Origin of the sequence: Roseburia intestinalis L1-82, from assembly GCF_900537995.1 — a bacterium.
In the GTDB taxonomy this organism is placed as follows: domain Bacteria; phylum Bacillota; class Clostridia; order Lachnospirales; family Lachnospiraceae; genus Roseburia; species Roseburia intestinalis.
Map to the genome: position 1 here is coordinate 4,444,559 of NZ_LR027880.1, position 25,055 is coordinate 4,469,613.

Below are 25,055 nucleotides of genomic sequence, written 5' to 3' on the forward strand. Positions count from 1 at the left end.
GATCATCTATGGCTCAGGGTATGAAAAACACAGTCCTGGACCATCTGCCCGCCGGAACAGATGCTGACCTTGCAAAAGGGAAAATTCCTCATACGCTTCCAGACGGCGTAACCAACCGGGCTGTTTATCAGGATATTTTGCAAATTGCCTTACCAGCGAGTGTGGAGCTGATTCTGTCTTCCTTCACATCTATGGCCGATCTGATTATGGTAGGAAATCTTGGTACATGGGCAATCACGGCAGTAGGCCTCACGACACAGCCAAAGTTTATCCTTATGACAATGGTCATGGCGATGAATGTCGGTTCCACCGCACTTGTTGCCCAGTCAAGAGGTTCTGGCAACCGGGAAGCTGCACAGAAGTATGCCAGACAGGCAATGTTGCTCAACCTTACTTTAAGCATCCTGCTTTCTGTCGTCGGTTTTGTGACTGCCAGACCGCTCGTTCTTTTCATGGGTGCAAAGGATGGGCACATTTTAAGTGCCGGAACTGCTTACTTGCAGATTCAGATGGCAGGATTCGTATTCTTTTCCCTGACCTCGACCATCACAGCGCTTCTTCGCGGAATTGGCGATTCCAAAACAGCCATGTACTATAACACAGTCGCCAATCTGGTAAACCTGATTCTGAACTACTTACTGATTAACGGACATTTAGGCTTTCCACGCCTTGAGGTTGCGGGCGCTTCTCTTGCCACCACAATCAGCCAGATTGTATCCTGTATCCTTGCAGTGATCGCCATATCAAAGAAAAGCTGTTATATTCATATGAATCTGCATGATGACTTCAGACCAAGCAGAAAAGAGCTCGCAGAAATCGCAGCCATCGGTCTTCCGGCTGCCCTGGAGCAATTTATGATGCGAATTGGTTCTATGATCTTTTCCAAAGCGGTTGCTTCCCTTGGAACAGTTGAATTCGCTGCACATCAGGTCTGTATGAATATTCAATCCCTTACTATGATGAACGGACAAGTATTCTCCATTTCATCGACCTCGCTAACCGGACAAAGCCTTGGAAAAAAAAGACCTGACATGGCACAGGCGTATACCACACGCTGCAAGCGGTGCGGTATGGCAATTGCCATTACACTCGGTATACTCTTTGTAATATTCGGAAGGCCGCTTTCTGGTCTGTACACGAACGACGCAACCTGTATTACACTATGTATCCAGATTCTCTGGATTGTTGCTTTTATCCAGCCATTCCAATCTTCACAGTTTATCGTGGCAGGTGCACTCCGTGGTGCCGGTGATACAAAGTTTGTTGCAAAGCTGACATTTTTCACTGTCATGCTGCTCCGTCCGGGACTTGCTCTTCTGGCAATCAACGTATTTTCCCTTGGACTTCCCGGTGCCTGGTTTGCTATCCTGACCGATCAGATCATCCGTTCTGCCCTGATTGCATGGCGCTATCAGTCTGGCAGGTGGAAGGAATCCGTGCTGCGTACAAAAGCTGCTGCCTGACACCGGTCAGAAATACCGTTGTGTATGCAAAGCACCTTAGAAATTTCAAACATTTTTTTATTATAAATTAACACATTTATGAATGGAGGTATCTTTTATGTCAAATGCAAAACAAATTGACCAGCTTTTAGAAGGGTTCTTAAAACGCGGTCTTCCAGGCTGCGGACTGAAAGTCGTCCAGTACGGCAACACCCTTTATGAGGGCTATTTCGGTGTCACTGACATCGACACCAAAACACCTGTCACGAAAGACACACTGTTCCGTCAGGCATCTATGTCCAAAATTCCGCTCTACACAGTTATGATGATGCTCTATGAACGTGGCAAGTTTCTCCTCACAGACCCAATTGGAGATTATCTTCCGGAATGGAAGACAAGTACCCGCTACGACAGGCATCCGAACGGCTATGTCGATATCGTTCCAACCAGCCGTCCAATCAATATCCGTGATGTCATGTCCATGAAATGCGGTCTTCCCTATTGTAATTCTGCTGCTCCAACCCACGATCTTGTCATGACTGGCATGCAGGAGTGTATGCAGCCACTCTGGGAAAAAGGATCTTACACTTTGAAAGAACATTTATCTGCCATGTCCAAAGCACCTCTTGCCTGTGATCCGGGCACGCACTGGATTTACGGATTTTCCAGTGAGCTCGCCGCCGGAATCATTGAGGCTGTCTGCGACAAACCTGTCAACGATGTTTTCAAAGAGATGCTCTTCGATCCTCTTGGCATGAAAGACACTGCTGCGATTTTTCCAGACGAACAGACGAAGAACCGTCTTGTCACACTCTATGCCAAAGATCTTGATGGAAATCTTGTTCCAGGACCTGACTTTTTTGATAAAAAGCATCTCCCTGGAAAAGAAAATGAAGCCGGATGGGCAAGACTTTATTCTTCCGTGGAAGATTATTCCAGACTTTTACAGATGCTTGCCTGCGGTGGTGTCTATGACGGGACAAGGCTCATGAGCAGTACGACAATTGATCTGATGCGCACAAATGGTCTCACCAGAGAGCAGCTTCTCGACTTTCCTGACAAAGGATATGGTTACGGACTTGGTTTCCGGACAGTCATTGACCCTGCTGCCGGAGATTTGAACGGGTCCATCGGTGCTTTCGGATGGACCGGCGGCTTCGGAAGCTGGTGCGAAGCAGATCCTGCGGAAGGGCTCTCTATTGTCTATATGCACAATCTGATCCCGAATGATGAGCAGTACTATCATCCGAGAGTACGGACCGCTTCCTACGGATTACTTTAATCCCGTATTGTTCCTCGCCTTCCGCACAAGATGCGGTGGCATCCAGTTTTTATAAACGCGCATATGCGCAGAAATGAGGTTTTTACATGTCAGATTTCAAAAACTTAGATCGCCTTTTACAGAAATATGTAGATGATGGACTCCCGAACTGCAGTTGTATGATCGCCAAAAAAGGAGAAATCCTATATGAAAATTACTTTGGCTGGGCAGATAAGGAAAATACCGTTCCTCTTACTGCTGATCATGTATTCCGCCAGGCTTCCCTGACCAAAATTGCAATGTATACAACCGGTATGATGCTTTATGAACAAGGTCGTTTCCTAATGTCAGATCCGCTCTATGAATATTTTCCGGAGTTCCGACATTCTACCAAAATCATCCAGCTGCCGAACGGTACGCTCGAAGAAGTTCCTGTTGAGCATCCGATCACAGTAAAACAAATTTTTAATATGACCTGCGGTCTTCCTTACGAAATGATCATAGGAGGCATCCCGGTTCATCACCCAACTGCAAAAGCAATGGCGGATGAAATGAAAGCTTTGCGTGCCAACGGTTACTTCACTCTGCGCGACCAGATTAAAGCTGCTGCAAGGGTTCCCCTTGCTTTCGAACCTGGAACCCGCTTTCTTTATGGTTTTGCCAGCGAGCTGACCGCCGGTCTCTTAGAAGTACTCTGTGACAAGCCAGCAGAACAGGTCATCAAAGAAATGCTGTTTGAGCCTCTGGATATGGACAGTTCCGCAAATTTCCTGTTCGGAGACCTTGAATCACGGCTTGTAAAAAATTATTACCTGAAACCTGGCAAAACCCTTGCCGATCCTGACTGTCTGACCGTTCCGGATAAAGTACACGAAGCTTCCTTTGTCGGGCCTCTTGGAACGGTTCCCGGCTTTGCCCGCGTCATTACCAACTGTCGTGACTACACAAAGTTGATGCAGATGCTGGCAAACGGTGGCATACACAATGGAGAACATATTCTCGGAAGAAAAACCATAGATCTGATCCGTACGAATACCCTGACTCCAACTATGATAAAGGAAGATTTCTCCAATGACTATCTGGCCGGATACGGTTACGGATATGGTATGCGTACCCTGATGAACCGCTACGAAGGTCAGCACAATGGCATGCTCGGTCAGTTTGGCTGGACCGGTGGCTCCGGAACCTGGGCAGAATGTGATCCGGAAACCGGACTTTCCATTGTATATATGCACAATCTGCAGCCAAACCTCGAACAATATCACCATTTAAGAATGCGTGAAGTTGCTTACGGATGCCTGTAAACTTTACCAATAATTCTTTTTTATAGTTCCCTCCTTACAGAAAAAGAGCTTCCACGCAGTTCTACTACAGAACATGCGTGGAAGCTCTTTTTCTATTTATCTTCTGTACTTATTGCTGAAATTCAAAATACTTCTTCGTATTATTATGGTAAATATATTTTTTCTGTCAATTCCACTATCCTTGATTGCTCTTCCAACTGCACGCTCATTTACATAAGCATTTGCTGTATCAATTAGGGAATATCCCATTTTTAATGCCTCTAATGTACTTGTGTAGGCATCCTCTGGTGATAACATAAAAGTTCCTAGTCCAAGCATTGGACATTCATTGATAACCTAAATCTTATCCTACACTTTAGTTATCTCCATTGGGTGCTTGAATAGATTTAGTTCTCGGTGCCCATTTTGTCTTTTCGGTGCTCGCAAGCCCCATAAAATAAAAAATGCAACAATGAATTTTTACGATCATTGCTGCAAAAAAATCGATGTTCCCTGCGGGAATCGAACCCTCAACTAGTGCTTAGGAGCTCGAATCCACCTTGGAAACATATATAATTCTAAGTTAATCCAAGTCAAGGAAAGCCTTGATTTTTCTAACTATTCTGTAATTCCATGTCAAAATAAGAAAACTTAAAATCGTCTGAGAAAAATGGTTTTCGCTGTCAAACCGCTGACATTGTCACCCTGAGGGTTCAGCCATTCCGTTCCAGCGGATTCATATATATGGCTACCATTCCAACATCATCAATATTTTCCGTAAGTTCTCCTCCACCGACATACATTCTTCCAAGACCGCATAAAATTTTATCAGAACATGTATAAAAATGACCTGTAAGTGACATTGATTCAGAACCGTCTTGAGTACACTGTCAAAGTTGATGACAACACATCTGAGAACCTGCAGTCCGCTGAATCCCGTATCCGTGATACTGATATGGCAGATGAGATGACAAGATTCTCGAAAGAGAGCATCTTGCAGCAGGCAGCTACTTCCATGCTTGCTCAGGCAGAGGATGAATAAATTCTTCTTTTTCCCTTTGCAAACCCCCCATTTTCCTGTATGATAGAGATAGATTAACAATAAGGAGGCATACAGTTATGTTGCAGATTAAAAATCCGGTTTTGCCGGGATTTAATGCAGATCCATCCATTATCCGTGTGGATGATACATATTACATTGCGAACTCTACGTTTGAGTGGTTTCCGGGAGTTCGTCTGCACGAGTCAAAAGATTTAGTACATTGGAATCTTCTTCCATCCGCATTGTCCACGACGACATTGCTTGATATGAAAGGAAATCCGTCATCGGGAGGTATCTGGGCGCCGGATCTTTCCTATGCAGATGGAAAATTCTGGCTGATTTATACGGATGTAAAAGTAACCGAAGGACCGTTCAAAGATATGATCAATTATCTGACGACGGCAGAAGATATCCGCGGACCATGGTCGGATCCGATCCGTGTCAATGGTGTGGGATTTGACGCATCGTTGTTCCATGATGATGACGGACGCAAATACCTTGTTCAGCAGACATGGGATCATCGCGAATACCACCATGCTTTTGACGGTATTACAGTGACAGAATTTGACACAGATACAATGAAATTAAAACCGGAGACAGCACGTACGATCTACGCCGGAACGGACGTTAAACTGGTTGAGGGACCACATTTGTATAAGATCAACGGATATTATTATCTGTTTGCTGCACAGGGTGGAACCGTTTGGACACATCAGGAAGTAGTAGCTCGTTCAAAGACGTTAGATGCGTTGAGTTTTGAGACAGAGCCTGGCGATCCGTTTATTACAAACTTTGATACGCCGGAACTTGAGATCCAGAAGCAGGGACATGGTGCTCTCGTAGAGACTCCCGGCGGTGAGTGGTATTATGCAAGTTTGTGTGGAAGACCGTGGAACCACGAAAATGAAAGTTCGATCGACCCACGCGGCTGGTGTCCGCTTGGCCGTGAGACGGCAATTCAGAAAGTATACTGGGATGAAGAAGGCTGGCCGCGTATCGAGGGCGGACATGGCGGAAAAGTGCTTGTGGATGCACCGAAAGATGCAATCTTGACAGAAGCACCGGCAGATCATTCGATGCATGATGAATTTGACACACCAAAACTTCATGATGAGTGGAATACCCTCCGCGTACCATTTACCGAGGAAATGGGTACGACAGGGGATGGCAGGCTGACATTGGTCGGAAAAGGATCCCTCAGCAATAAGCATGAGCTTTCGTTGGTGGCTAAACGCTGGCAGGCATTTAACTTTGATGCCGAAGTGAAAGTGAAATTTGATCCGTTCAACTATCAGCAGATGGCTGGATTGACAAATTTTTACAATGATAAGCACTGGTCATTCGCTTTCGTTACGTGGAATGAGAAAAATGGCCGCGTGATCGAAGTGGCAGAGTGCAATCGTGGCGGCTATCGTTCGTTCCTTCGCGACGATGCGATTCCTGTACCGGATGATGTTGAATTTGTATGGCTTCGCACAAAAGTAAGAAAGCAGTCTTACAGCTACGAGTATTCCTTTGACGGAAAGAACTATACAGAGATTCCGGGCACACTAGATGCCGCTGTATTGTCCGATGATTACGTACTCCAGTCATACGGTGGATTCTTCACCGGAGCATTTGTCGGCATGGCATGCGTGGACTACTCCGGATACGATCAGACAGCAGAATTCCGCAGTTTTGACTATAAAGAACTGGATTAATCAATAGCAAGAGCCTTTTTTTAACCAGGCTCAATCAGATGGCTGGCGATGCCGCAGAGGATTCCGGGAAAAAGGACGAAAAGTCCGGGAACCAGGAAGACGATGAGGCAGGCGCCGGCCATTGTAAATAATAAGATGAAATTTTCTTTGATGTGACCTGCCATCAGGCGCACGGAGAGCAGAAGAACTGCCGGAAATGAAGCGCGCAGGTGTGAGATCACGGCAAAGATATAATTGGCGAGAACCCAGAGGACGAGACTGCTATTACTTTACACATAATCCTTTTCTCCTTTACGCATCCCAATATTTTTTCATATTTAATTTCAACATTTCCAATATTTCCCGCCTCATTTGCTCTGCTGTATAAGTGACTGGGAAAAATCTGTGAAGCTGAACCTGTTTTGGACTGTCCCCACATTCCTCTCCGATCAGCTCAATACTCTTCTTTCCTAAATTATGGTCCACCTGACCACATTTTCTTCTTCCGGCTTTTCGTTTGATTGCTTCGTACTTCATCTTATAAGCAAATGCTTTTTCACTTGGGCTGATCATTTCTCTTTGTAGGTTTGAATCAACCATTAATACAACAGCTTCATCATCTTTAAGGACTCGTATTATCACAGGAACCCTTCTATATCCTATTTTCTCAGCAGCAAATTTTCTTCGGTGCCCGGATATAATCTCATAACATCCATCTTTCTTCGGTCTTACTATTAAAGGATTTAAGATACCATACTTTTTGATACTCTCCTGTAATTCAATCATCTGGCTGTCTGCCCTGACCTTGAATGGATGATTTTCAAATCCTCTCAATCTTTCCAGCTCAATCTCAACTACTTTTTCATCTTCTTCCAATAATTCTGTTTTTTCTGCCATAGGCAACTTTCTTTCCCTGAACGTAAAAAAGCCCGTCCAGAATAGATTGTTATTATCTAATCTGAACGGACTCTTCCGACAGGACTTATACCAGGCAAGAAAATAGTGTTACTTTTACTCTGATTTACACCCCAATTCTTATCCTACATTGTGCCTTATCTCTCCGTGTGACGATCTGAAAAATAAATCCTGATGACAAGATTTCATTTTCGCTGACAAATTTGCCATCAAAATCAAAAAAAAGCATGAAAAAAGCGGCAATGATTTTGTCTTCATTACCGCTAAAAATGAGCGTCTCCTATAGGAATCGAACCTACAATAGAGTCTTAGGAGTTCAAGTCCCCGTTGGAAACTTATATTATTTTGAGTTAAGATAAGTCAATGAAATCATTGATTTTTCTACCCTTCCTGTAAATCCATGTCAAAATAAGAAAACTGAAAATCATCTAAGTTAAGCACCTCTCGCTGACAAATGAGTGACATTGTCACCCTGAGGGTTCAACCATTCCGTTCCTACGAATTCATATTTATGGCTACCATTCTCATTTAGCAATGCAGTAATGATAACACTGTTTTCTTATTAGATTACTTATATTATAACGTGTACGAGGTCGGATGTCGATTGTTTTTTGACCATTATTTACTTCTATTTGCTTTAACTATAAAAGCCGTAAGCTAATGCTCCCAGCTTTACATTTTTTTATTCCATCAGTTTTACAAACTTGAATTTATATAATTATTCCTCTAACTTTCCCTATTTTACAGGCTTTCCCGCCTGTTCATTAGTGAAATGATATGTAGTTTCCCTTATTTTTGCCCTTATGAGATAATCACAAGGGAAATAAGGGAAATTTTTTAGTCATTGCCTACCACTTTATCAAGAAGCCGAACCGATTTTCGTTTCGCATCTCTTGTGGAGTGAGCATAGACGTTCATTGTGGTACTGACATCTGAGTGTCCCAACAATTCCTGTACATCTTTTGGGGCTGCTCCATTTGCTAAAAGGTTGCTTGTATAGGTGTGACGTAACTGGTGGAAATGAAAGCCTTCAAATCCCTCTAATGCTTTTGCCACCTTTCTGCATACCGTCCCCAAAGTAGTCGGAAGTTCCAGACAACCATCCGGTCTTAAGCAGACAAAAGAAATTTCTTTATAATCTGCCGGGACTTCCTGCGTTCTGTCTAAGCAATAATATTCGTAGTACACTCTGTTTTTCTCTTTGACCTCTTTGTAGTAGTTCGTGTGATAAAGTTCTTCGTACTGCATTCGATTTTTTAACTGCTCTTTCCGGGCATTACGGAAAATCTCTACCAGTGTATCTCCAAAATCAACAACCCTTACTTTTTTCCGCTTGGTTGGTCCGATGATATATTTGCGCTTTGAGCCATCATATCGGATGCTGCGTCTTATGGTAAGGCATTGTTCTTCCAGATTTACGTCCTGCCATGCCAAACCACAGGCTTCTCCAATACGAAGCCCGGCATAATAGGCTATCTGGATTGGAAGTATTGCGGCTGGGTTCTTTTTTTGCAGATAAGCAAGCAGTCTTTCATAATCTTCTCGTGAAATTGGTTGGACATTTCCGTCCATATCCTCATCAGAAAACAAATCCACTTCATCCGTCTGATACCGCAGTTTAATATACTGCATAGGATTGAACGTAATATACTGCTTTGGAAATACTGCAAAGCGGAATGATTGCTGCATGACTGCGGAAAAAGAATGGATGTAATCTTTGCTGTAACCCTTTCTCTCTTTTCCATCGGGATGAACTCCCCCGAAGGAAAGCAAATCGAAGAAAGATTGCAAATGTTCAGAGGTTACATTTTTCAGTTTACGTTCTGCCAATGGGTGTTTCTTAATATTTCGGATTGTTCCGAGGTAATTCTCCACCGTACCATTGCTGAGCGTACCTGTTTTTAATTCCTCCTCTGCCCACACATCCAAAAGCTGTCCGACTGTGAGATTATCCGCTTTGGCAACAAATTTCTTTTTCTCATAATCATCCATTGCCTGACGGAGCAGTTTTTCAGTTTCACTTTTGCTTTCTGTTCCAACGCATTCTTTCTGAACAAGATTGCCGCTTGCGTCCTCTACATAGAAGCGGTAGTACCATTTCTTTCCTTTTTTTCTTACAGATCCTTTTGCCATAATCGTATGTCTCCTTTCGATATTAGACAATCGGAACTGATGAAATGCTTCGTGCGTGTAAGTATATCATAACTCCGGTTGTCTTACTATACCGATTCGGAATCTTCGTATAAGACTTCTGATAAAAGATTTGCAAGCCTTTGTTCTGCTGTTTTTGGTTTCTTGGAATAGAGCCTTACAATGTCTGCCATCTCATTAAAAGCATTGATGGTATGAGTGATTTCCCTTAAGAACATAATCTCATTATATTCCTCATTCGATTCAAACCCTATTGTTTTGGCAATATCCGTCTGACCAGCATTTCCCTTGAAGTTTTTGCAGGCGAACTGGAAGGAATCCAAAAACAGACCATATTGTTTTAACATCAGCAGTAATAAATCTTTTGAAAAAGCATCTTCTTCTTTGGTAAGGGCAAGCGGTAACTGTTCCAGAATATCTCCCATCGCATCACGAATCTGTAATTCTCTCTTATCCGTAATGTCGGTTTCATATTCATCTGTTTCCCCTTTGAGCCATTCCACAGATACATGGAGTGCTTCCGAAAGACCTTCCAGCACCATTTTTTTCGTATTGTCAATCGAACCATTCTCATAACGCAGGATTGTAGAAGCGGTAACTCCCATCTTCTCTGCGACATAAGGCTGTGTCAGATTCAATTCCAGACGGCGCTGTTTTATTCTGCTGCCTATCAACTTGCGTAATTCTTTATCTTTCATGCTGACTGCCTCCTTTTTCGGTATGTATGAATTATAGCATTGTTTTTCCGAAATTGCAATATGCAATGCAATATTTATTTTTAACATTTCGTAACGCTTGACAAAAAGATGTGAAAAGGATATACTTACATCACAGGAATTGCATAATGCAATTTATAAGGAGGTGATTATATGACGCAAAGAAAAATTGCATTATCCATCGAAGAAGCTGCCGACTATACGGGAATCGGCAGAAACACCTTAAGACAGCTTGTAGAATGGAAGAAACTTCCGGTATTAAAGGTTGGTCGTAAAGTCCTGATTAAAACCGATATTCTGGAAATGTTTATGGAAGCGAATGAAGGTCGTGATTTGAGGGATAGAGGAAATGTAAAAGCCGTAACAAGAACTGCGGCAAATTAAAAAGGCGGCTTCCCAAGAAACCGCCAAAGGTTCTATCAGACCGAAGCCATGATATACCTACACGCAAGAAGATTATACCATGTGCTTCTTCTGATACGCAACCAAGAACTTATGTTTGTGAAGGAAAGGAGAATGTAAGAATGGCAAAATCAACAAAAAGTTATGAAGCACGAATGCTTGAAATGGAAAAGAAAGAGCAGGAAAGCCTTGAAAAGGCGAAACGATATGCGGCACAGAAGAAAGAACTTCTGAAGCGAAAGAAAGCCGAAGAAAGTAAAAAACGAACCCATAGGCTCTGTCAGATTGGCGGTGCGGTGGAATCCGTTCTCGGTGCGCCTATTGAGGAAGAAGACATCCCAAAGCTGATTGGTTTTCTGAAAAGGCAGGAAGCCAACGGGAAATTTTTCTCAAAGGCAATGCAGAAAGAAGTCAATACCGATATGGAGGAAGTGTAATGGCGGAGGGGATGAGTTTTTCATTCCCTTCATTGCTTTTTCATGAAGGGCGCACTTATGGACAACCAGAGGTCGTCCCAATAAGTTTGCCACAAGTGGCAACCGGTCTGCGTTCACGCTTGCCGGGCTCGTTCCGTCGGCGGGGCTTTCAGCCAGACCTGCTCATGCCGCAGGAGGCACTCTTCGCCAGAGAGGCGCATTCCATGCAGGCTGCTATGCGCAGGGCACTCTTACGCAGAGGGCGTTCCGGCAATGCTGCTTTTCCTAAAACCGAAAGCAATGTTGCCGGAAATCTATGCCGGATGTGCAGAAAGGAGGAATCCAGACATGGCGATTTTTCATTACACAGTCAAAATAGTCGGACGAAGTAAAGGGAAATCTGTTATCTCCGCTTCCGCATATCTCAATGGGGATGTGATGAAAAACGAGGAAACCGGGAGAATCAGTTATTACACTTCTAAAAAAGAAGTGGTCTACACTCGGCTGATGATGTGTGAAAACGCACCTCCTGAATGGCAGATAGTACCAGAAGAAAATATAAAACGCTTTCAAAAATCTGTCCGATACAAAAGATCAGAAGATAAAGAAGCTGCTTTAGAAAAATTTAAAATCACATTTCAGAAACAAAGGTTATGGAATGAGGTATTGAAGATTGAAAAAAATGCAGATGCCCAACTTGGCAGGTCATTTGAATTTGCCCTTCCCAAAGAATGGAACAGACAGGAACAAATTCAATATACAACTGACTATATTCAAAAAACTTTTGTAGATAGAGGAATGTGTGCTGATTGGAGTATCCACGATAAAGGGGATGGCAACCCCCATGTCCATCTGCTTCTGACTATGCGTCCTTTTAACCCGGATCATTCTTGGGGAAAGAAAGAAGTCAAGGATTGGGATTTTCTCAGAGATAAAAACGGAAATATCGTGATTGATGAATCCCATCCGAACTGGTGGCAGGATAAGAAAAACCCTGACCGTCATGGAATCCGTATCCCTGTATTAGACGAAAACGGAATTCAGAAGATGGGTGCAAGAAACCGCCTGCAATGGAAACGGGTGCTGACCGATGCTACCGGATGGAACAATCCAAAAAATTGTGAACTGTGGCGGAGTGAATGGGCAAAGGTGTGTAATGAACATCTTCCTTTGCATAATCAGGTCGATCACCGTTCTTATGAAAAACAGGGAAAACTCCAGATTCCTACCATCCATGAAGGCGCTGACGCAAGAAAGATTGAACAAAAGGTTCTTGCCGGGCAGGAAATAAAAGGTTCGTGGAAAGTAGCGGAAAATCAAATCATAAAACAACAAAACACGTTATTGCAAAAGATACTGGACACCTTTGGAAAAGTATCGGGTGCATTATCATTATGGAAGGAGCGATTAAATGACATTAGAAGAAAGCCGGGAAATTATACCCTTAATGGAATCCATGATTGGGCAAATCGAAGAACAGCAGACCTTAATGGCAGAAATGATTCTGGAAATGCAGAACCGGGACACCCAACTCTCTCTTATGCAGGAACAGAATCAGAAATTGCAAAAATTAAACAGCGAGTTATCCGAGCTGCTCAACATTTTGCCAAATACCGAGGAACTGCTTTCCAAGATGGAAGAACAGAAAACGAAGATAGAACTTTTGGAAAACGAAAATCAGCAATGGCAGAAATTGGTACAGAAGCTGAACAGCGAAAACAGTTTATTACTGAAACAGAACACCGAATTGCTGAACTGGAACAGCAGATAGAGAAAGGACGTGATATAGATGAACGAATCCAGAGAATCAAAGAACGCCGAACAGTTGGAAGAACTTCTCCTCTTGACCGAGGAGATACAAGAAGAACTGGAACAGAAAGACCAGCTTATCGTGGAACTAAAGACGCAGCTCAACGAATCTCTGACCTTGAACGAGAAATTAAACAAAGAGAACAGAGCCGGGAATATTCAAGCATTAAAGAACGACTTGAAGCTAGCAGACAGAGCATTGCGGAACGAGAAAGAGAAGCTGCGAAGCGCAAACGTCACGATAGGGGAATGTCAAGATAAAATACGATGCTTAACACAACAACGGGATTATGCCCGGACACATCAGAAAATCGTAGAGATACCGGTAGAAAAGCCGGTACTCTATGAAAAATGTGAAGCCTGTGACCGGACAGACTATCAGAATGCAAAAGCAAAATACGAAACACAAAAAGAGCGACTTGCAGGACAATATAAAGCAAAAACGGTAATGTTCCAAACAACCTTGTTCCTTCTTGCATGGTATTCGCTGACAACCACTCTTTTTCAGGCAGTACAGTCAGATGTGCTCCTTTCCGATTGCAAATCATTCTTCCATGATGCAGCGTCATTCATACAAACTTTTATCGGTTGGACGATTGAGGTCGGGCAATCTGTGGCACAGATTAGCACAAAAATTCCAAATCCTTTTATAGCCGGAATGGTATATTGGATATTGCTAATATTGATTGTAGGAATATGTGTGGCAGGAACAGGGATACTGGCGATACTGATAGAAATAAAGGTTATAGAATTATATAGGGAAAAGTGTTGGGATGTCATTACTCTACTGATGATACTGACAAGTGCTGCTGTCATCATTTATTTTGGAGAAGCAATCAAAAAAGCACTGTCAGTAAATCTTCTATTGCTTTTTGTACTTTTGCAGGGCGCATATGTTGGACTTAGGTGTTATTTAGAATCGTACCTTGAGAAAAGAAACTATTAAGCATTTTTTACAAAGCTATGTACAAAATCATTCTAAAATTCCCATTCAATAATACGATTGAGAAAACCTCTCTGATACAGTATAATAAAGTGTCAGGGAGGTATCTCTATGAAGGAAAAAATACTAATCATTGAAGATGATTTTACGATACAAACACAGCTTAAAACTCTTTTGTCTGGGAATGGATATGAAGTATTTGCAGTTACGGATTTTTCCAAAACAATAGAGCAGTTAAAAGAAGCTGCGCCACATCTGGTTATTCTGGATATAAAACTTCCGGGGAATAACGGTTTTGAAATATGCTCGGGGATTCGCACCTTTTCAGATATTCCGATTGTATTTGTAACAAGCAGCAATACAGATATGGACGAACTGAACAGCATTATGCTGGGTGGAGATGCGTTTATCACAAAGCCTTATAATCCCGCTATTCTTCTTGCTAAAATTGCTGCATTGTTAAAGAAAGCCTACCGTTCCCCTCAAACAGAAATTTATATGTGGAGAGAAGCTACCCTGCATTTGGAGAGTAGCATGATAGAGTACAAAGGACAGAAAGCAGAATTGACAAAGAATGAATTGAAAATCCTCTACTACCTTTTTAAGAACTCCGGAAAAATCTGTTCCAGAAATGATATTGTGGATTTTCTTTGGGACAATCAGCTTTATGTTGATGATAACGCCCTAAGTGTCAATATTACCCGTATTCGCGACAAACTGGCAGCAATCGGACTTGTAGATTTCATTAAAACAAAACACAGGCAAGGATATACATTATGAGTGGAAAACAATATTTGAAAAATCAACTCCCCGTTATTTTAATCAATCTGCTGGGTATGCTTGTCCTTGCTTTGTTCCTGATTGCAAGCGATAATCCTATCCAAACAGTCCTGTTTATTTTTGCAGTCTGGTCGATTGTCCTTGTTTTATCTTTGCTGGCATTTTATTTCTCACGAAAAAAATATCTGAATAAATTGCTCAATATGACGGAGCAATTAGAAGAACGATATTTATTGCCGGAAATCATGCAAGTGCCGGAAAGGGCTGATGAACAGGTTTTTTACCAGATTATGAAAATGGCTGAAAAATCTATGTTGGAACGGATTGGCGAAGTACAGAGGGAACGCAGGGAATATAAAGAATACATTGAACAATGGATACACGAAGTAAAAACACCAATTACAGCGATGAAGCTGCTGTGTGAGAATAACCGTTCTCCCTTTTCCAGAGAGGTATTGGCAGAGTTAGAGAATATCAACCAATATACAGAACAGGCACTTTACTATGCCCGGAGTGAACACGCTGAAAAAGACTATTCTGTCCGTGAAGTCAATTTATGCGATGTTGTGCATAGTGCAATCGCAGATAATAAGTATCTTTTGCGTCAAAGCAATATGTCAATTCAGATAGACGATATAGAAACAAAAGTTTATACCGATGAAAAATGGGTGCGGTTCATCTTAAATCAGATTATCGGTAATGCAATCAAATACCATGCAGAGCAGCCTATTTTGCACTTTGGGGCAACAAAAACGAATGACAAGATTGTGCTATCTATCAGCGATAATGGGATAGGTATTCCTAAAAGTGATTTACCCCGTATTTTTGAAAAAGGATTTACAGGTCAGAATGGGCGAACCGGGAAAAATTCTACTGGAATTGGCTTATATCTTTGCAAGCGTCTATGTGATAAACTGGGAATAGGGCTTACTGCTTATTCCGAAAACAGAGGAACAACGATTTCACTTATCTTTCAAATGAATGATTTTATTATCGGAGTGCAGGGCTGACAGGTTCTGCACTTCTTACATTTTTGTAAGAACTGTGTAAGAAAACTTGATACAAAAAATGAGATACTCCATTTACAATAAAGATATGGAACAGTTAAGGAGGTTTATCAGATGAATACGATTTTGAAACTGGAACATATCCAGAAATATTATGGCAATGAAGGGAATATTACCAAAGCCATTAAAGACATTAGCTTTTCTGTGGAAGCTGGGGAATTTCTCGGAATTATGGGTGCGTCCGGTTCTGGAAAGACAACGCTGCTCAACTGTATTTCTACGATTGATACCGTAAGTGCAGGGCATATTTTTTTAGATGGAACAGATATAACGGAAATCAAACCAAAATCCCTTGCCCGTTTTCGCAGGGAGAATTTAGGGTTTATATTTCAAGACTTCAATTTGCTGGACACATTGACGATTTCAGAAAATATTGCACTGGCATTAGCAATCAACAAAGTCCCTGCCGGGAGCGTAGAATCCCGCATTTTGGATATAGCCGGAAAGCTGAATATCAGCGATATTCTAAACAAATATCCTTATCAGGTATCCGGCGGACAAAAACAGCGTTGTGCTTGTGCAAGAGCAATTATCAACAACCCGAAGCTCTTACTGGCAGATGAGCCGACAGGGGCATTAGACAGCCATTCCTCACAAATGTTGCTGTCTACCATTCAAAGTATCAATGAACAGCTTAGGGCGACAATTCTTATGGTAACTCATGACGCTTTTACCGCCAGCTATGCCAACCGTATTCTTTTTTTGAAAGACGGAGAAATCTTTATGGAACTGCGCAAGGGCAACGACAGCAGAAGTGCTTTTTTTGATAAAATTCTGAATGTCCTTACCATGATCGGAGGGGGACAAAGCCATGTATGCTAAACTTGTTTTCAGAAATGCAAAACGGTCTGTAAAAGACTATCTGGTCTACATTGTCACAATGACAATCTGTGTTACCTTGTTTTATGCGTTCTTGTCTATTTCCAGTAGTTATTATAGCCCGGATATAGGCAGCGAGTATGATTTTACTCTGTTAAGTGACGGAATGAAAATTGCAATCTGCATGATAACATTGCTGTTGTTATTTTTGATACGGTTCGTCAATCATTATATGCTAAGACGAAAGCAAAAAGAGTTTGCTGTCCAGTCCATTATGGGAATGGAACAAAAAACTATTGGCAGGATTTTCTTTGCAGAAACACTGATTATGGGTATGTTTTCCATTTTGATTGGTATTTTTTGCGGTGTATTTTGCTCTCAATTCATTACCGCAATGCTCCTTACTGCTTATGGAGAGCCTTATGAAATCTCATGGACATTGTTCCCGGACACCGTTTTGCTGACAGTGATATTTTTTGTGGTAAGTTTTTTTGTGGTAGGAGTTTTCAATACACGCACAATCAAAAAAACAAAAATTATTGATATGCTTTCCGCAGAGAAAGAAAATGAGCCAGAATTGAAAAAGAGCCGATTCATTCCTGTCGTAGTAATTCTGTTTTTAATGTTTACTTTATGGGAATTGTTTTCAGGAATACAAAATGTCCGATTTTATTATGACTCCCGCTTTGTTTTCCCGGTGAAAATCATGTATTGGGGAAATATTTTGCTCCCTGTTGTTACATTAGGCTGGGCGGCATTATGGATGTTGAAAAAGAAAAAAATTGCTTTTCAAAAGTTGATTGATGGGCTGCTTATTTGTTCTGTATTGCACGCCTTTTTAGCAGCAAGCGTACCTGCTCTTACCAATCAATACTATTTGCCTTTACATGGTGGAATACTGAATCAATATCTGGTATTTGTATTGATTGATTTGCTCTTCTTTATTTGTGCATTGATTTATCTTGCCAGCAGCTTGATTGTAGCATGGAAAGTAAAATCGCCGGAACATAGATACAAGGGAGAAAACCTGTTCTTTTTCGGGCAAATTATATCAAAACTAAATACAACCAGCAAAACAATGACGCTGATTTGTATAACCCTTGTCCTTGCAATCTTCATGTTTATTGCCGCCCCTATTTTGACGGGCTGGGCTTCAGGTTATTTGGATATGCGCTCTATGTATGATGTGCAGGTATATTCAAGATATAATGACGTATATGAAGAAGAAAATCTGCCGCAAGACAGTTATGAAATCATTACTGAGTTTCTGACAGAACACAAAATAGATACAGTTTATGATTGCACGTTCAATCTATATCTGCCAGAGAAAGACGATTTTCACAACAGACAGAAATATGATTTTCCGATTGTAGCAATTTCTTTGAGTGATTATAACACTATACGGGAAATGCTGGGTTACGAACAGATTTCTCTGGAGGAAGATGAATTTACAACACAATGGAAAGCAATCGCCACCGAGGAAGAACGGGATAGCTTTTTGAAAGAACACACCAGCATTATGACAGACGCAGGAGAATTGACTCTTTCCGGGCAGTCCTATTATGAGGATCCGATTGGAGAAACAGCGTACAATTCCTATACAAATGTATTGTATGTACTTCCAGACAATATTTGTGAAAAGCTGTTGCCAGTAATAAAAAACCGATATATTACAACAACGGAAAATATCTCCTATGAAAATGCAAGGAAACTGGAAAAACTTTTTACAGAGAAATATCCCGAGCAGGCAGAAACCGGGGCTATTTATGGCGTGCGTTTTAGCACACTGCAAATCAATAGTTCCATAGCAAATAACTTTATTTTACAGACTGCAATGATTTATGGTGCTGTCGTACTGATGGTTATATGTCTTACCGTACTTTCTTTGCAACAACTCTTAGACGCAGGACAATATAAATATCGCTTCTCTGTACTCCGAAAATTGGGGGCGGAAGAAAAGCATATCGGAAAACTTATCTTGCAACAATTAAGTGTTTGGTTTGGGCTTCCAATTATCACAGCAATCATTGTAGCTGCTGTTGTAATAGCTTACTTTATCCAAACCATATCAGCAGAAATTTCAGCCTATATTGGGTTTAGTACATTGATGTTACAAATAGGGGCAACAATGGGGATTTTGGTAATTTTATTGATTTGTTACTTCATAAGTACATGGATTATTTTTAGGCGCTCTGTTAATCCATAGAAAATATGTAATTATTGCATTTCGCACATTCTTTAAAGAGGGATAGCACTCTTAATGAACACTATCCCTCTTTCACTTAATAAAGTTCTAATGAATCTTCTGCATCCACCCACATCTGTAAATTGCCCTCAAGATATAATCTTGCATATTCCAAAGGCTCATCCACAGCTAATGAAGTAAGTGCACATTCTGATCCATATGTGGTTTTTAAATCTTTTTCAGCTTCCCAGCAGTCAATGCGAAGCATATATCCAGCACTTGTGTAAACATCAATACTATCGTGATTTATGTTGTATTCTGCATAAATTGTTCTCATCGTATCTTATCTCCATTTTCTTTTGATAATCAGTTATAGAGTTAAATATCGAAAACATTTCAATCAGTTCACCATGTCGTTATTGTTATATGTTATACTGTGTTATGAAATTTTCTTTCCCTTAATTTTTCCCATATTAAGGTTCATGAAAGCTAATGGGAGAATGTAACACAAGGGAAAGAGTAAGGGGAAGTACACTTGCTACAAACTTAGTATTTTCAAGGGTTTGCGAAGAATTTGATAATCAAATATAACAGTTATTAAATTTCCTAAAATATGTGAAATATCAACTTGAAGTTGTCTTTCTGCTTATTTACTCAACATCAAATTCAGCCGCCAAATAATGCGGTGTTCCGTCCTTTGCCTTCATTTCTAATACTACACGATAGGTTCCCGCCTCCAAGCGAGTTCCATAATAATCATATTTTTGAACAATACTTCCCTGCAAGCCCGTACTGTCTCCACCCAATGAGAATTCTAAATTATTAAAAGGAAATATATCCTGCGAATATGTCAAACGATACCATTGCCCGTCAATGTGGCGTTCGAGATACTCAAAGCCAGGACTACCATCCTCACCGAAGGAATAGATTTCTTTAGAATTCGCAGTAACAGCCCAGCGAATGGTATATCCCTTAAACGGAGACCATGTGGGCTTTTCAATGGTCAATTCAAAGCCTTCAACCTGATTGACAGGATAAGAGACTGGTTCTCCAAGAGTAATCAAAAATAAACACATTTGCCGATATTAAAGAAAGGAAGCCCCCTTTTTGGGGGCTTCCTTTCAGACTGTAGACAAAACGCTTTTGGTCAGCACTCCAGAAGCGTTTTTCTTGTTTTCGGTTCAAAAAGTGTGTACTTGATCAATAATAAACACTTTTGGGCTCCCCTTTTTCCCTTCCTGGCTATCATCTTTGCCAGTTTTTCAGATTCATGCAGGCAAACGTAAGCCCGACTTTCATTTCCATCCGGGCTTTTCCTATCATCTGTGTATAGCGGAATCCGTGGTTTTCTTTTGCTGTTCCGAAGAGGCGCTCTACGGTCTCTTTCCGTTGCGCATACACTTCCTTCATCCCAATCGTATGTCGGATATCCTCACACTTTTCCATGTACGGCTCCCAGATATGCCGGGTCACTACCTTCACATGATCCCTGCTTTCTGTGCACTGCTTCAGATATAGACATCCTTCACAGACGATTCCGCAGCTCTTGTATTCCCGGTATCCGGAACGGTTCGTCGTATGATAAGCCAGCACCTGATCATTCGGGCATACATAGCAGTCAAAATATTCATCATACACATACTCGGCTTTTTTGAAAAAAACATCTTTGGTCATGGGGCGTTTATACGGTAGAAGCGGTGTGATACCATCATCCAGAAGTAACTTTGCTATCGCTGGTGTTTTGTATCCTGCATCGGCTACCAGTGTCTGAATGCCAATGTCTTTTATCTTATCATACAGGGATTTAAATGTCCGGCTGTCATGCTGATTGCCGGGATTTACACATAACCCAGAATCCATCCGCTTTTGTCACAGGCTGTCTGCACGGAATACGCAAAAACATTTTTATGCTCACCCTTTCGGAACCATCCGCTTTCCGGATCCGTTGTACTTTCCTTGACCGTTTTTTCTTCTTTTCCATCAGAGCTGCCACCACAGGAGGGGGGGATCTCTGGGCAATGTCATTTAGATAAGGATTGCTTTATAGTCAGAAATTCTTATACAGCGGATAAACATTTTGTTTATCTGCTGTATTTCTATCTTATAACACTTTTAACATAATAAATTTGCACAACAAACAGACAGATGCTTTCATCTGCCTTAAAAATGGTATATACTAATATTTGTTTAAGCTGCTCTATATAGAAAGCTTATCGCCGACTGGGGCTTGACTTTGCGAGGGTCTATTCTCCCAGGACGTATAGGAAGAAGCTCATGTCCGATTAGATATTCTACATCGGGTGGAGCTTTTTCTTTTTTAATCGATAGAAAGTAACAGCAAATCCGAATTGCTCGGGTATAGTTGAGCTGATATGTATGTTTACAGCCTTTTTTCTCATTTATAACAACATTAGTTGCTATAATTTCACAGAAATTATACAGAGTCATTCTTGACCATATTTCCTGCATAATATATTCTGGTTTCTTTGAATGAAAACGTGTTAGTCCTAAGGCATATTTCAATTCTCGAAAAGAGGTTTCTATTCCCCAACGTTTTGCATATAACCGTTTGATTTCATCAGAATTAAATTTATCTTGTGGCAGATTTGTAATAATGCATTCATAAGAACCTTGAGGTATTGGAAAACGTATCACTCTCATTTTCATTTCGTAAAAATTATTAAAATGCAGATCAAGATAATCAAAAGGCGTTTTCTTATCAATAACTCTGTATTTTTTGGGATTTGCTTTTACTTCATTTGTCTGCTTTTTAGTAAGCGTAACATTAACCCATTCATCAAATTCCCCACTCTCTGGAAGCATTGTAAGTTTTGAAGTTATACCATTACTTGTTATATCTTTGACACGAATTAAATAATACATTCCTTTGTGTTCCACATGGGCAAATATATTATAATTCTCATAACCCCTGTCTGCGATAAAAATAGCTGATGTATCATTGTATCGGTCAATCATTTCACACATTGCACGTCTTTCATTCGCCAAGCGTGAAGGCTGGATAATTGCATCTGTGTATTGGCGGCTGCATAAATCATAAAAAGCATTTAAATGCAATAGGTTGTACCCTTTTCTGTCAGGAAGAGTTTGAAAATAGGTTGTTTCATCTTGGGGATTGTGTGCAATGCACAAATCCGAGCCATCACATGCAATCAGTCTAAGACCATTATATGTAACATTATCCGTAAAAGACTTTGTAAATTCTTGGAATAAAAATTCAAATGCTTCAGGCAATATCTGTGCTCTACGCTGATTGAATGAAGAATTTGATGGTGTAGTATTATCAAATTCAAAATATTCCAACAGTTCATCTCTTAATGCTTTGCCTTCCATTGTAAGCATGAACTTCATAACCTCTTCAAATGACCATTTCTTTTTACGGGAAAAGTCCGTTTTTGGATGCTTTGTAAATAGCCAATAGTAAGAATCCATTTTTGTAATAATTGATAGTAATTTTTGTTTTACCTCTGTAGAATAATTCATCGTGTAATTCTCCTTGCAATCAAGATATTTTCTTAATTACAAGGGTCGCTCTAACTATCTTAAAAAAGATAGTTAGAGCGACCGCACATTTTGATTATCATGTCAAGTGCTTAACATAATTTTACAAAAAAAGAACAGGGTACATATTTCTATATACACTGTTCTTTGTATAATCCTTATCTAAATGACATTGCCCTTTTTGGGGGCTTCCTTTCTTGTTTACTCCACCGATCAACGGCTCAATATTAAAAAATCTCGGAAACCAAGAACGCTACAACATAGCAGATCGTTTGGTGTATCATGTAAATAATAAGCGAATGTTTCCCTAAAAAGTTAATACCTAGAACTTTTCATTTTCCAAATAGCCGGTTAATCAGCCCCTTTTCCTGTAAGAAACTGTACAGGAAATATCCTGTTGCAAATAAGAAAATCCATGGGAGCAACGGAAAATAGTCGGTAGATGAAAAGCCAGCTTGCGGAAATCCAATATAAGCTAATACCGATTTCAACCATGTAACATTCAGCAAATTATCAGATAGAGATAGTTGGATAGGGTCTTGCTTCGTCCAACTTCTGAGAATGAGGAATAGCACAAAACTAACGCTTACCCCAACCCCAGCCGGGATTTTTTTCAGAACCTTATCCAGTAAAATCCATATCAAAATACAGCTGCCAATAAGCGTTAGAACACCGTAGCGCACCCGATCATTGGGAAGAACTATGGCGGTAACGAGCGAAATGACCACACCACCACCAAACGCCCACAATCCCCTTTTCATGTGTTTTTTTCCTAAATGCCAGCTGAACCCAGCCAGCAAAATAAAAGTCCAGCAAATGGATTGCTGCCAAATATAGGCACCGTGGGACTTATACCATGGAATATCTGCATTATACAGATAAACTAAATCCCATAAGAAATGATACGAAATCATTTCAATAATGGTTATACCTCTTATCAAATCAATAAACGGTAAACGCTGCTTTATTTGCGTTGTTTCCAGCAAAATTTCATCACCCCTTTTATTTACTCCAAAATCGGCTCCACCAGCTCCGGGGCGGCTCTGGCTGCTGCCGTTCCTTGGATAGCTCCGCTTGTAGTGCTGCTATCCGTTCATTCTTCGCTTGCAGCTCCCTTTCCAATATCTCATAAAGGCGGTTTTGACCGTCAACCTCTACCGTCAACTGGTTGTCGGTGGTTGACGGTTCACACCTCGAAAATGCTTGTTTTATCAGCTTTTCACCGTCAACCGATACTATCAACCGACCGTCAACCCCTGTAAACCGGTTGATAGTGGTTCACGCTTCATTTTTTTGAAAACTGCTTGCTTAGAAACACCGATTTACAGACTTCTCGTATATATATTTTACCACATAATTTTTCCAAAACACAGATTTCTTAATCCTTATTTTCATCCTTAATTTTCATATCTGCTATTATACGTTCTTCCCTCTGCCTCTCTTCACAATAATCCCAGAAGTCTTTCAATGCTTCCTCATCCGATTTCCACGGCAATGGTATGGGATCCAATTCATCTAATCGCTTCACAAGTTTCCGTACCTCTTCGGTATTGAACTCCTCATCACTTGCCTCCATTACATAAAAATCTAATTTTTCATTTATCATTCTGATTTCTTCTTCTTTGGTCATGTTAAAACCTCCCTACATTATATACATGGCGCTTCTCGACAAATTCTTACAAATAACTACAAATTTTTTCACAAGAAACGGAAAAACGATACTGCATAGATTTCCTACTCCACACAATATCGTTCTTCTATATTTATACTTTCATTGTCTTTGCCAATGATGTAAGCAACGCCACCATCTCCGGATTCCCCAGCACTTTCATCAGCAGCTCTGCATCCACTCCATCCGGCACCGTAATTGTACTACTGCCTTCATCCTGTTCTTTCATTTGTGGATTAAGATTTTCCTTATTATAAAAGGCATTCTCCATAAGTTCTGCATTCTTCCTTCGGTCTTCATCAAGGATATCAGAGGATTTAATATTCCATACTTCTTAATACTCTCCTGCAATTCAATCATCTGACTGTCCGCCTGAACCTTGAATGGATGGTTTACAAATCCCCGAAGTCTTTCCAGCTCAATCTCTACAACTCTTTCATCCTGATCCAGCAATTCCTTCTTTTCTTCCATAGGCAACTTCCTTTCTCTGAACGCAAAAAAGCCCGTCCAGAATAGATTGTATTTATCTAATCTGAGCGGACTCTTCCGACAGGCCTGATATCACAGACAAGAATATAGTGTTTTGTTTCACTGCTTTTCCTAATTTTACACCCTAAAACTCATCCTACACTGTAGTTAATCCCTCTGGGTGACGGCTAGGAAAGTGTGAATTGGTGACAAGCATCCATCCCCGCTGACAAAATCAGTATTTTCAGCCTTGTTTCGCTGACAAATTTGTCACTGAAATTACAATTCTGCATGAAAAAAGCGGCAATGAAACTATCTTCATTACCGCTAAAAATGAGCGTCTCCTATAGGAATCGAACCTACAATAGAGTCTTAGGAGTTCAAGTTACCTTAGTTCCCACATGTTACCTGATGTCAACCAAAGTCAGTATTTATCAGGAAAGTAGGCACTTAATTGAAAATCCTTGTCAATATAAATTAACAGGTATA

The 25,055-nt window shown here is 40.8% G+C and carries 26 protein-coding genes and 1 pseudogene; 14 read left to right on the forward strand and 13 right to left on the reverse strand.

All coding sequences use genetic code 11. From position 1 onward, the window contains the following. Positions 1 to 8 precede the first annotated feature (8 nt). From RIL182_RS20770 to RIL182_RS20780, 3 genes are all read left to right on the forward strand, one after another. On the forward strand, positions 9 to 1,463 hold the full coding sequence (locus RIL182_RS20770; RefSeq protein ID WP_015521711.1) for an MATE family efflux transporter: 1,455 nt from the start codon (positions 9 to 11) through the stop codon (positions 1,461 to 1,463). 97 nt (positions 1,464 to 1,560) lie between these two features. Further along, positions 1,561 to 2,724, forward strand: a complete 1,164-nt coding sequence (locus tag RIL182_RS20775) for a serine hydrolase domain-containing protein (protein WP_044999690.1) — start codon at positions 1,561 to 1,563, stop codon at positions 2,722 to 2,724. Between the two features lie 86 nt (positions 2,725 to 2,810). Then, the gene (locus tag RIL182_RS20780; protein ID WP_006859603.1) at positions 2,811 to 4,007 is read left to right on the forward strand and encodes a serine hydrolase domain-containing protein; all 1,197 of its coding nucleotides are present in this window, start codon (positions 2,811 to 2,813) and stop codon (positions 4,005 to 4,007) included. 96 nt (positions 4,008 to 4,103) lie between these two features. Here the strand turns inward: RIL182_RS20780 and RIL182_RS20785 are convergent, their stop codons facing one another. Next, positions 4,104 to 4,325, reverse strand: coding sequence for an aldo/keto reductase (locus RIL182_RS20785; RefSeq protein WP_006859604.1), 222 nt, complete (start codon positions 4,323 to 4,325; stop codon positions 4,104 to 4,106). Positions 4,326 to 4,699: 374 nt separating this feature from the next. Continuing rightward, on the reverse strand, positions 4,700 to 4,849 hold the full coding sequence (locus tag RIL182_RS20790; protein ID WP_006859605.1) for a TipAS antibiotic-recognition domain-containing protein: 150 nt from the start codon (positions 4,847 to 4,849) through the stop codon (positions 4,700 to 4,702). On the opposite strand from RIL182_RS20790, the gene RIL182_RS20795 reads away from it, so the two are divergent. Together RIL182_RS20795 and RIL182_RS20800 are read left to right on the forward strand one after the other, a co-directional pair. Beyond that, on the forward strand, positions 4,843 to 5,028 hold the full coding sequence (locus tag RIL182_RS20795) for a flagellin (protein WP_006859606.1): 186 nt from the start codon (positions 4,843 to 4,845) through the stop codon (positions 5,026 to 5,028). The two genes, RIL182_RS20790 and RIL182_RS20795, sit on opposite strands and share 7 nt — an antisense overlap. Before the next feature lie 77 nt (positions 5,029 to 5,105). Then, positions 5,106 to 6,728, forward strand: coding sequence for a glycoside hydrolase family 43 protein (locus tag RIL182_RS20800; RefSeq protein ID WP_006859607.1), 1,623 nt, complete (start codon positions 5,106 to 5,108; stop codon positions 6,726 to 6,728). A 291-nt stretch (positions 6,729 to 7,019) separates the two neighbouring features. On the opposite strand, the gene RIL182_RS20805 is transcribed toward RIL182_RS20800, so the two are convergent. The 3 genes from RIL182_RS20805 to RIL182_RS20815 all read right to left on the reverse strand — a co-directional run bounded on the left by RIL182_RS20805 (position 7,020) and on the right by RIL182_RS20815 (position 10,471). After that, the gene (locus RIL182_RS20805; protein ID WP_006859609.1) at positions 7,020 to 7,604 is read right to left on the reverse strand and encodes a ParB/RepB/Spo0J family partition protein; all 585 of its coding nucleotides are present in this window, start codon (positions 7,602 to 7,604) and stop codon (positions 7,020 to 7,022) included. An 855-nt stretch (positions 7,605 to 8,459) separates the two neighbouring features. After that, positions 8,460 to 9,755: a tyrosine-type recombinase/integrase gene (locus RIL182_RS20810; RefSeq protein ID WP_006859611.1), complete on the reverse strand. Its 1,296-nt coding sequence runs from the start codon at positions 9,753 to 9,755 to the stop codon at positions 8,460 to 8,462. Between the two features lie 86 nt (positions 9,756 to 9,841). Next, positions 9,842 to 10,471, reverse strand: a complete 630-nt coding sequence (locus RIL182_RS20815; protein ID WP_015529844.1) for a helix-turn-helix domain-containing protein — start codon at positions 10,469 to 10,471, stop codon at positions 9,842 to 9,844. A 171-nt stretch (positions 10,472 to 10,642) separates the two neighbouring features. Here RIL182_RS20815 and RIL182_RS20820 point away from each other — a divergent pair, with 171 nt between their 5' ends. The 9 genes from RIL182_RS20820 to RIL182_RS20860 all read left to right on the forward strand — a co-directional run bounded on the left by RIL182_RS20820 (position 10,643) and on the right by RIL182_RS20860 (position 18,931). Next, entirely contained in the window at positions 10,643 to 10,873 is a 231-nt protein-coding gene (locus RIL182_RS20820; RefSeq protein WP_004843519.1) for a helix-turn-helix domain-containing protein, read from the forward strand. Between the two features lie 140 nt (positions 10,874 to 11,013). Continuing rightward, the gene (locus RIL182_RS20825; protein WP_006859613.1) at positions 11,014 to 11,328 is read left to right on the forward strand and encodes a hypothetical protein; all 315 of its coding nucleotides are present in this window, start codon (positions 11,014 to 11,016) and stop codon (positions 11,326 to 11,328) included. Further along, on the forward strand, positions 11,328 to 11,699 hold the full coding sequence (locus RIL182_RS20830; RefSeq protein WP_015529843.1) for a hypothetical protein: 372 nt from the start codon (positions 11,328 to 11,330) through the stop codon (positions 11,697 to 11,699). The genes RIL182_RS20825 and RIL182_RS20830 overlap by 1 nt, the downstream gene beginning before the upstream one ends. Then, on the forward strand, positions 11,656 to 13,377 hold the full coding sequence (locus RIL182_RS20835; protein ID WP_134523471.1) for a MobA/MobL family protein: 1,722 nt from the start codon (positions 11,656 to 11,658) through the stop codon (positions 13,375 to 13,377). Before RIL182_RS20830 ends, RIL182_RS20835 begins: the two co-directional genes overlap by 44 nt. Then, a complete protein-coding gene (locus tag RIL182_RS20840) occupies positions 13,316 to 14,062 on the forward strand; it encodes a DUF6040 family protein (protein WP_006858470.1) in 747 nt (248 codons plus the stop codon). The genes RIL182_RS20835 and RIL182_RS20840 overlap by 62 nt, the downstream gene beginning before the upstream one ends. A gap of 108 nt (positions 14,063 to 14,170) precedes the next feature. Continuing rightward, positions 14,171 to 14,839, forward strand: coding sequence for a response regulator transcription factor (locus tag RIL182_RS20845; protein ID WP_006858428.1), 669 nt, complete (start codon positions 14,171 to 14,173; stop codon positions 14,837 to 14,839). Then, positions 14,836 to 15,849, forward strand: a complete 1,014-nt coding sequence (locus RIL182_RS20850; RefSeq protein ID WP_006858429.1) for a sensor histidine kinase — start codon at positions 14,836 to 14,838, stop codon at positions 15,847 to 15,849. Before RIL182_RS20845 ends, RIL182_RS20850 begins: the two co-directional genes overlap by 4 nt. Before the next feature lie 111 nt (positions 15,850 to 15,960). Next, on the forward strand, positions 15,961 to 16,728 hold the full coding sequence (locus tag RIL182_RS20855) for an ABC transporter ATP-binding protein (protein ID WP_006858430.1): 768 nt from the start codon (positions 15,961 to 15,963) through the stop codon (positions 16,726 to 16,728). Next, on the forward strand, positions 16,718 to 18,931 hold the full coding sequence (locus RIL182_RS20860; RefSeq protein WP_006858431.1) for an FtsX-like permease family protein: 2,214 nt from the start codon (positions 16,718 to 16,720) through the stop codon (positions 18,929 to 18,931). Before RIL182_RS20855 ends, RIL182_RS20860 begins: the two co-directional genes overlap by 11 nt. 76 nt (positions 18,932 to 19,007) lie before the next feature. Here RIL182_RS20860 and RIL182_RS20865 read toward each other — a convergent pair whose 3' ends face one another. The 8 genes and pseudogenes from RIL182_RS20865 to RIL182_RS20900 all read right to left on the reverse strand — a co-directional run bounded on the left by RIL182_RS20865 (position 19,008) and on the right by RIL182_RS20900 (position 24,569). Beyond that, on the reverse strand, positions 19,008 to 19,247 hold the full coding sequence (locus RIL182_RS20865; protein ID WP_006858432.1) for a DUF6061 family protein: 240 nt from the start codon (positions 19,245 to 19,247) through the stop codon (positions 19,008 to 19,010). A gap of 313 nt (positions 19,248 to 19,560) precedes the next feature. Further along, a complete protein-coding gene (locus RIL182_RS20870) occupies positions 19,561 to 19,986 on the reverse strand; it encodes a hypothetical protein (RefSeq protein WP_006858433.1) in 426 nt (141 codons plus the stop codon). A gap of 172 nt (positions 19,987 to 20,158) precedes the next feature. Further along, a pseudogene (locus tag RIL182_RS20875) lies at positions 20,159 to 20,901 on the reverse strand (transposase); the annotation flags it as partial. Between the two features lie 196 nt (positions 20,902 to 21,097). Then, positions 21,098 to 22,411, reverse strand: a complete 1,314-nt coding sequence (locus RIL182_RS20880) for an IS4 family transposase (RefSeq protein WP_006858437.1) — start codon at positions 22,409 to 22,411, stop codon at positions 21,098 to 21,100. A 350-nt stretch (positions 22,412 to 22,761) separates the two neighbouring features. After that, the gene (locus RIL182_RS20885) at positions 22,762 to 23,415 is read right to left on the reverse strand and encodes a heparan-alpha-glucosaminide N-acetyltransferase domain-containing protein (protein WP_006857757.1); all 654 of its coding nucleotides are present in this window, start codon (positions 23,413 to 23,415) and stop codon (positions 22,762 to 22,764) included. Between the two features lie 392 nt (positions 23,416 to 23,807). Further along, entirely contained in the window at positions 23,808 to 24,059 is a 252-nt protein-coding gene (locus RIL182_RS20890; protein WP_006857755.1) for a hypothetical protein, read from the reverse strand. Positions 24,060 to 24,192: 133 nt separating this feature from the next. Further along, entirely contained in the window at positions 24,193 to 24,327 is a 135-nt protein-coding gene (locus RIL182_RS22370; protein ID WP_006857754.1) for a hypothetical protein, read from the reverse strand. Next, positions 24,324 to 24,569, reverse strand: coding sequence for a ParB N-terminal domain-containing protein (locus RIL182_RS20900; protein WP_006857753.1), 246 nt, complete (start codon positions 24,567 to 24,569; stop codon positions 24,324 to 24,326). The genes RIL182_RS22370 and RIL182_RS20900 overlap by 4 nt, the downstream gene beginning before the upstream one ends. Positions 24,570 to 25,055 lie beyond the last annotated feature (486 nt).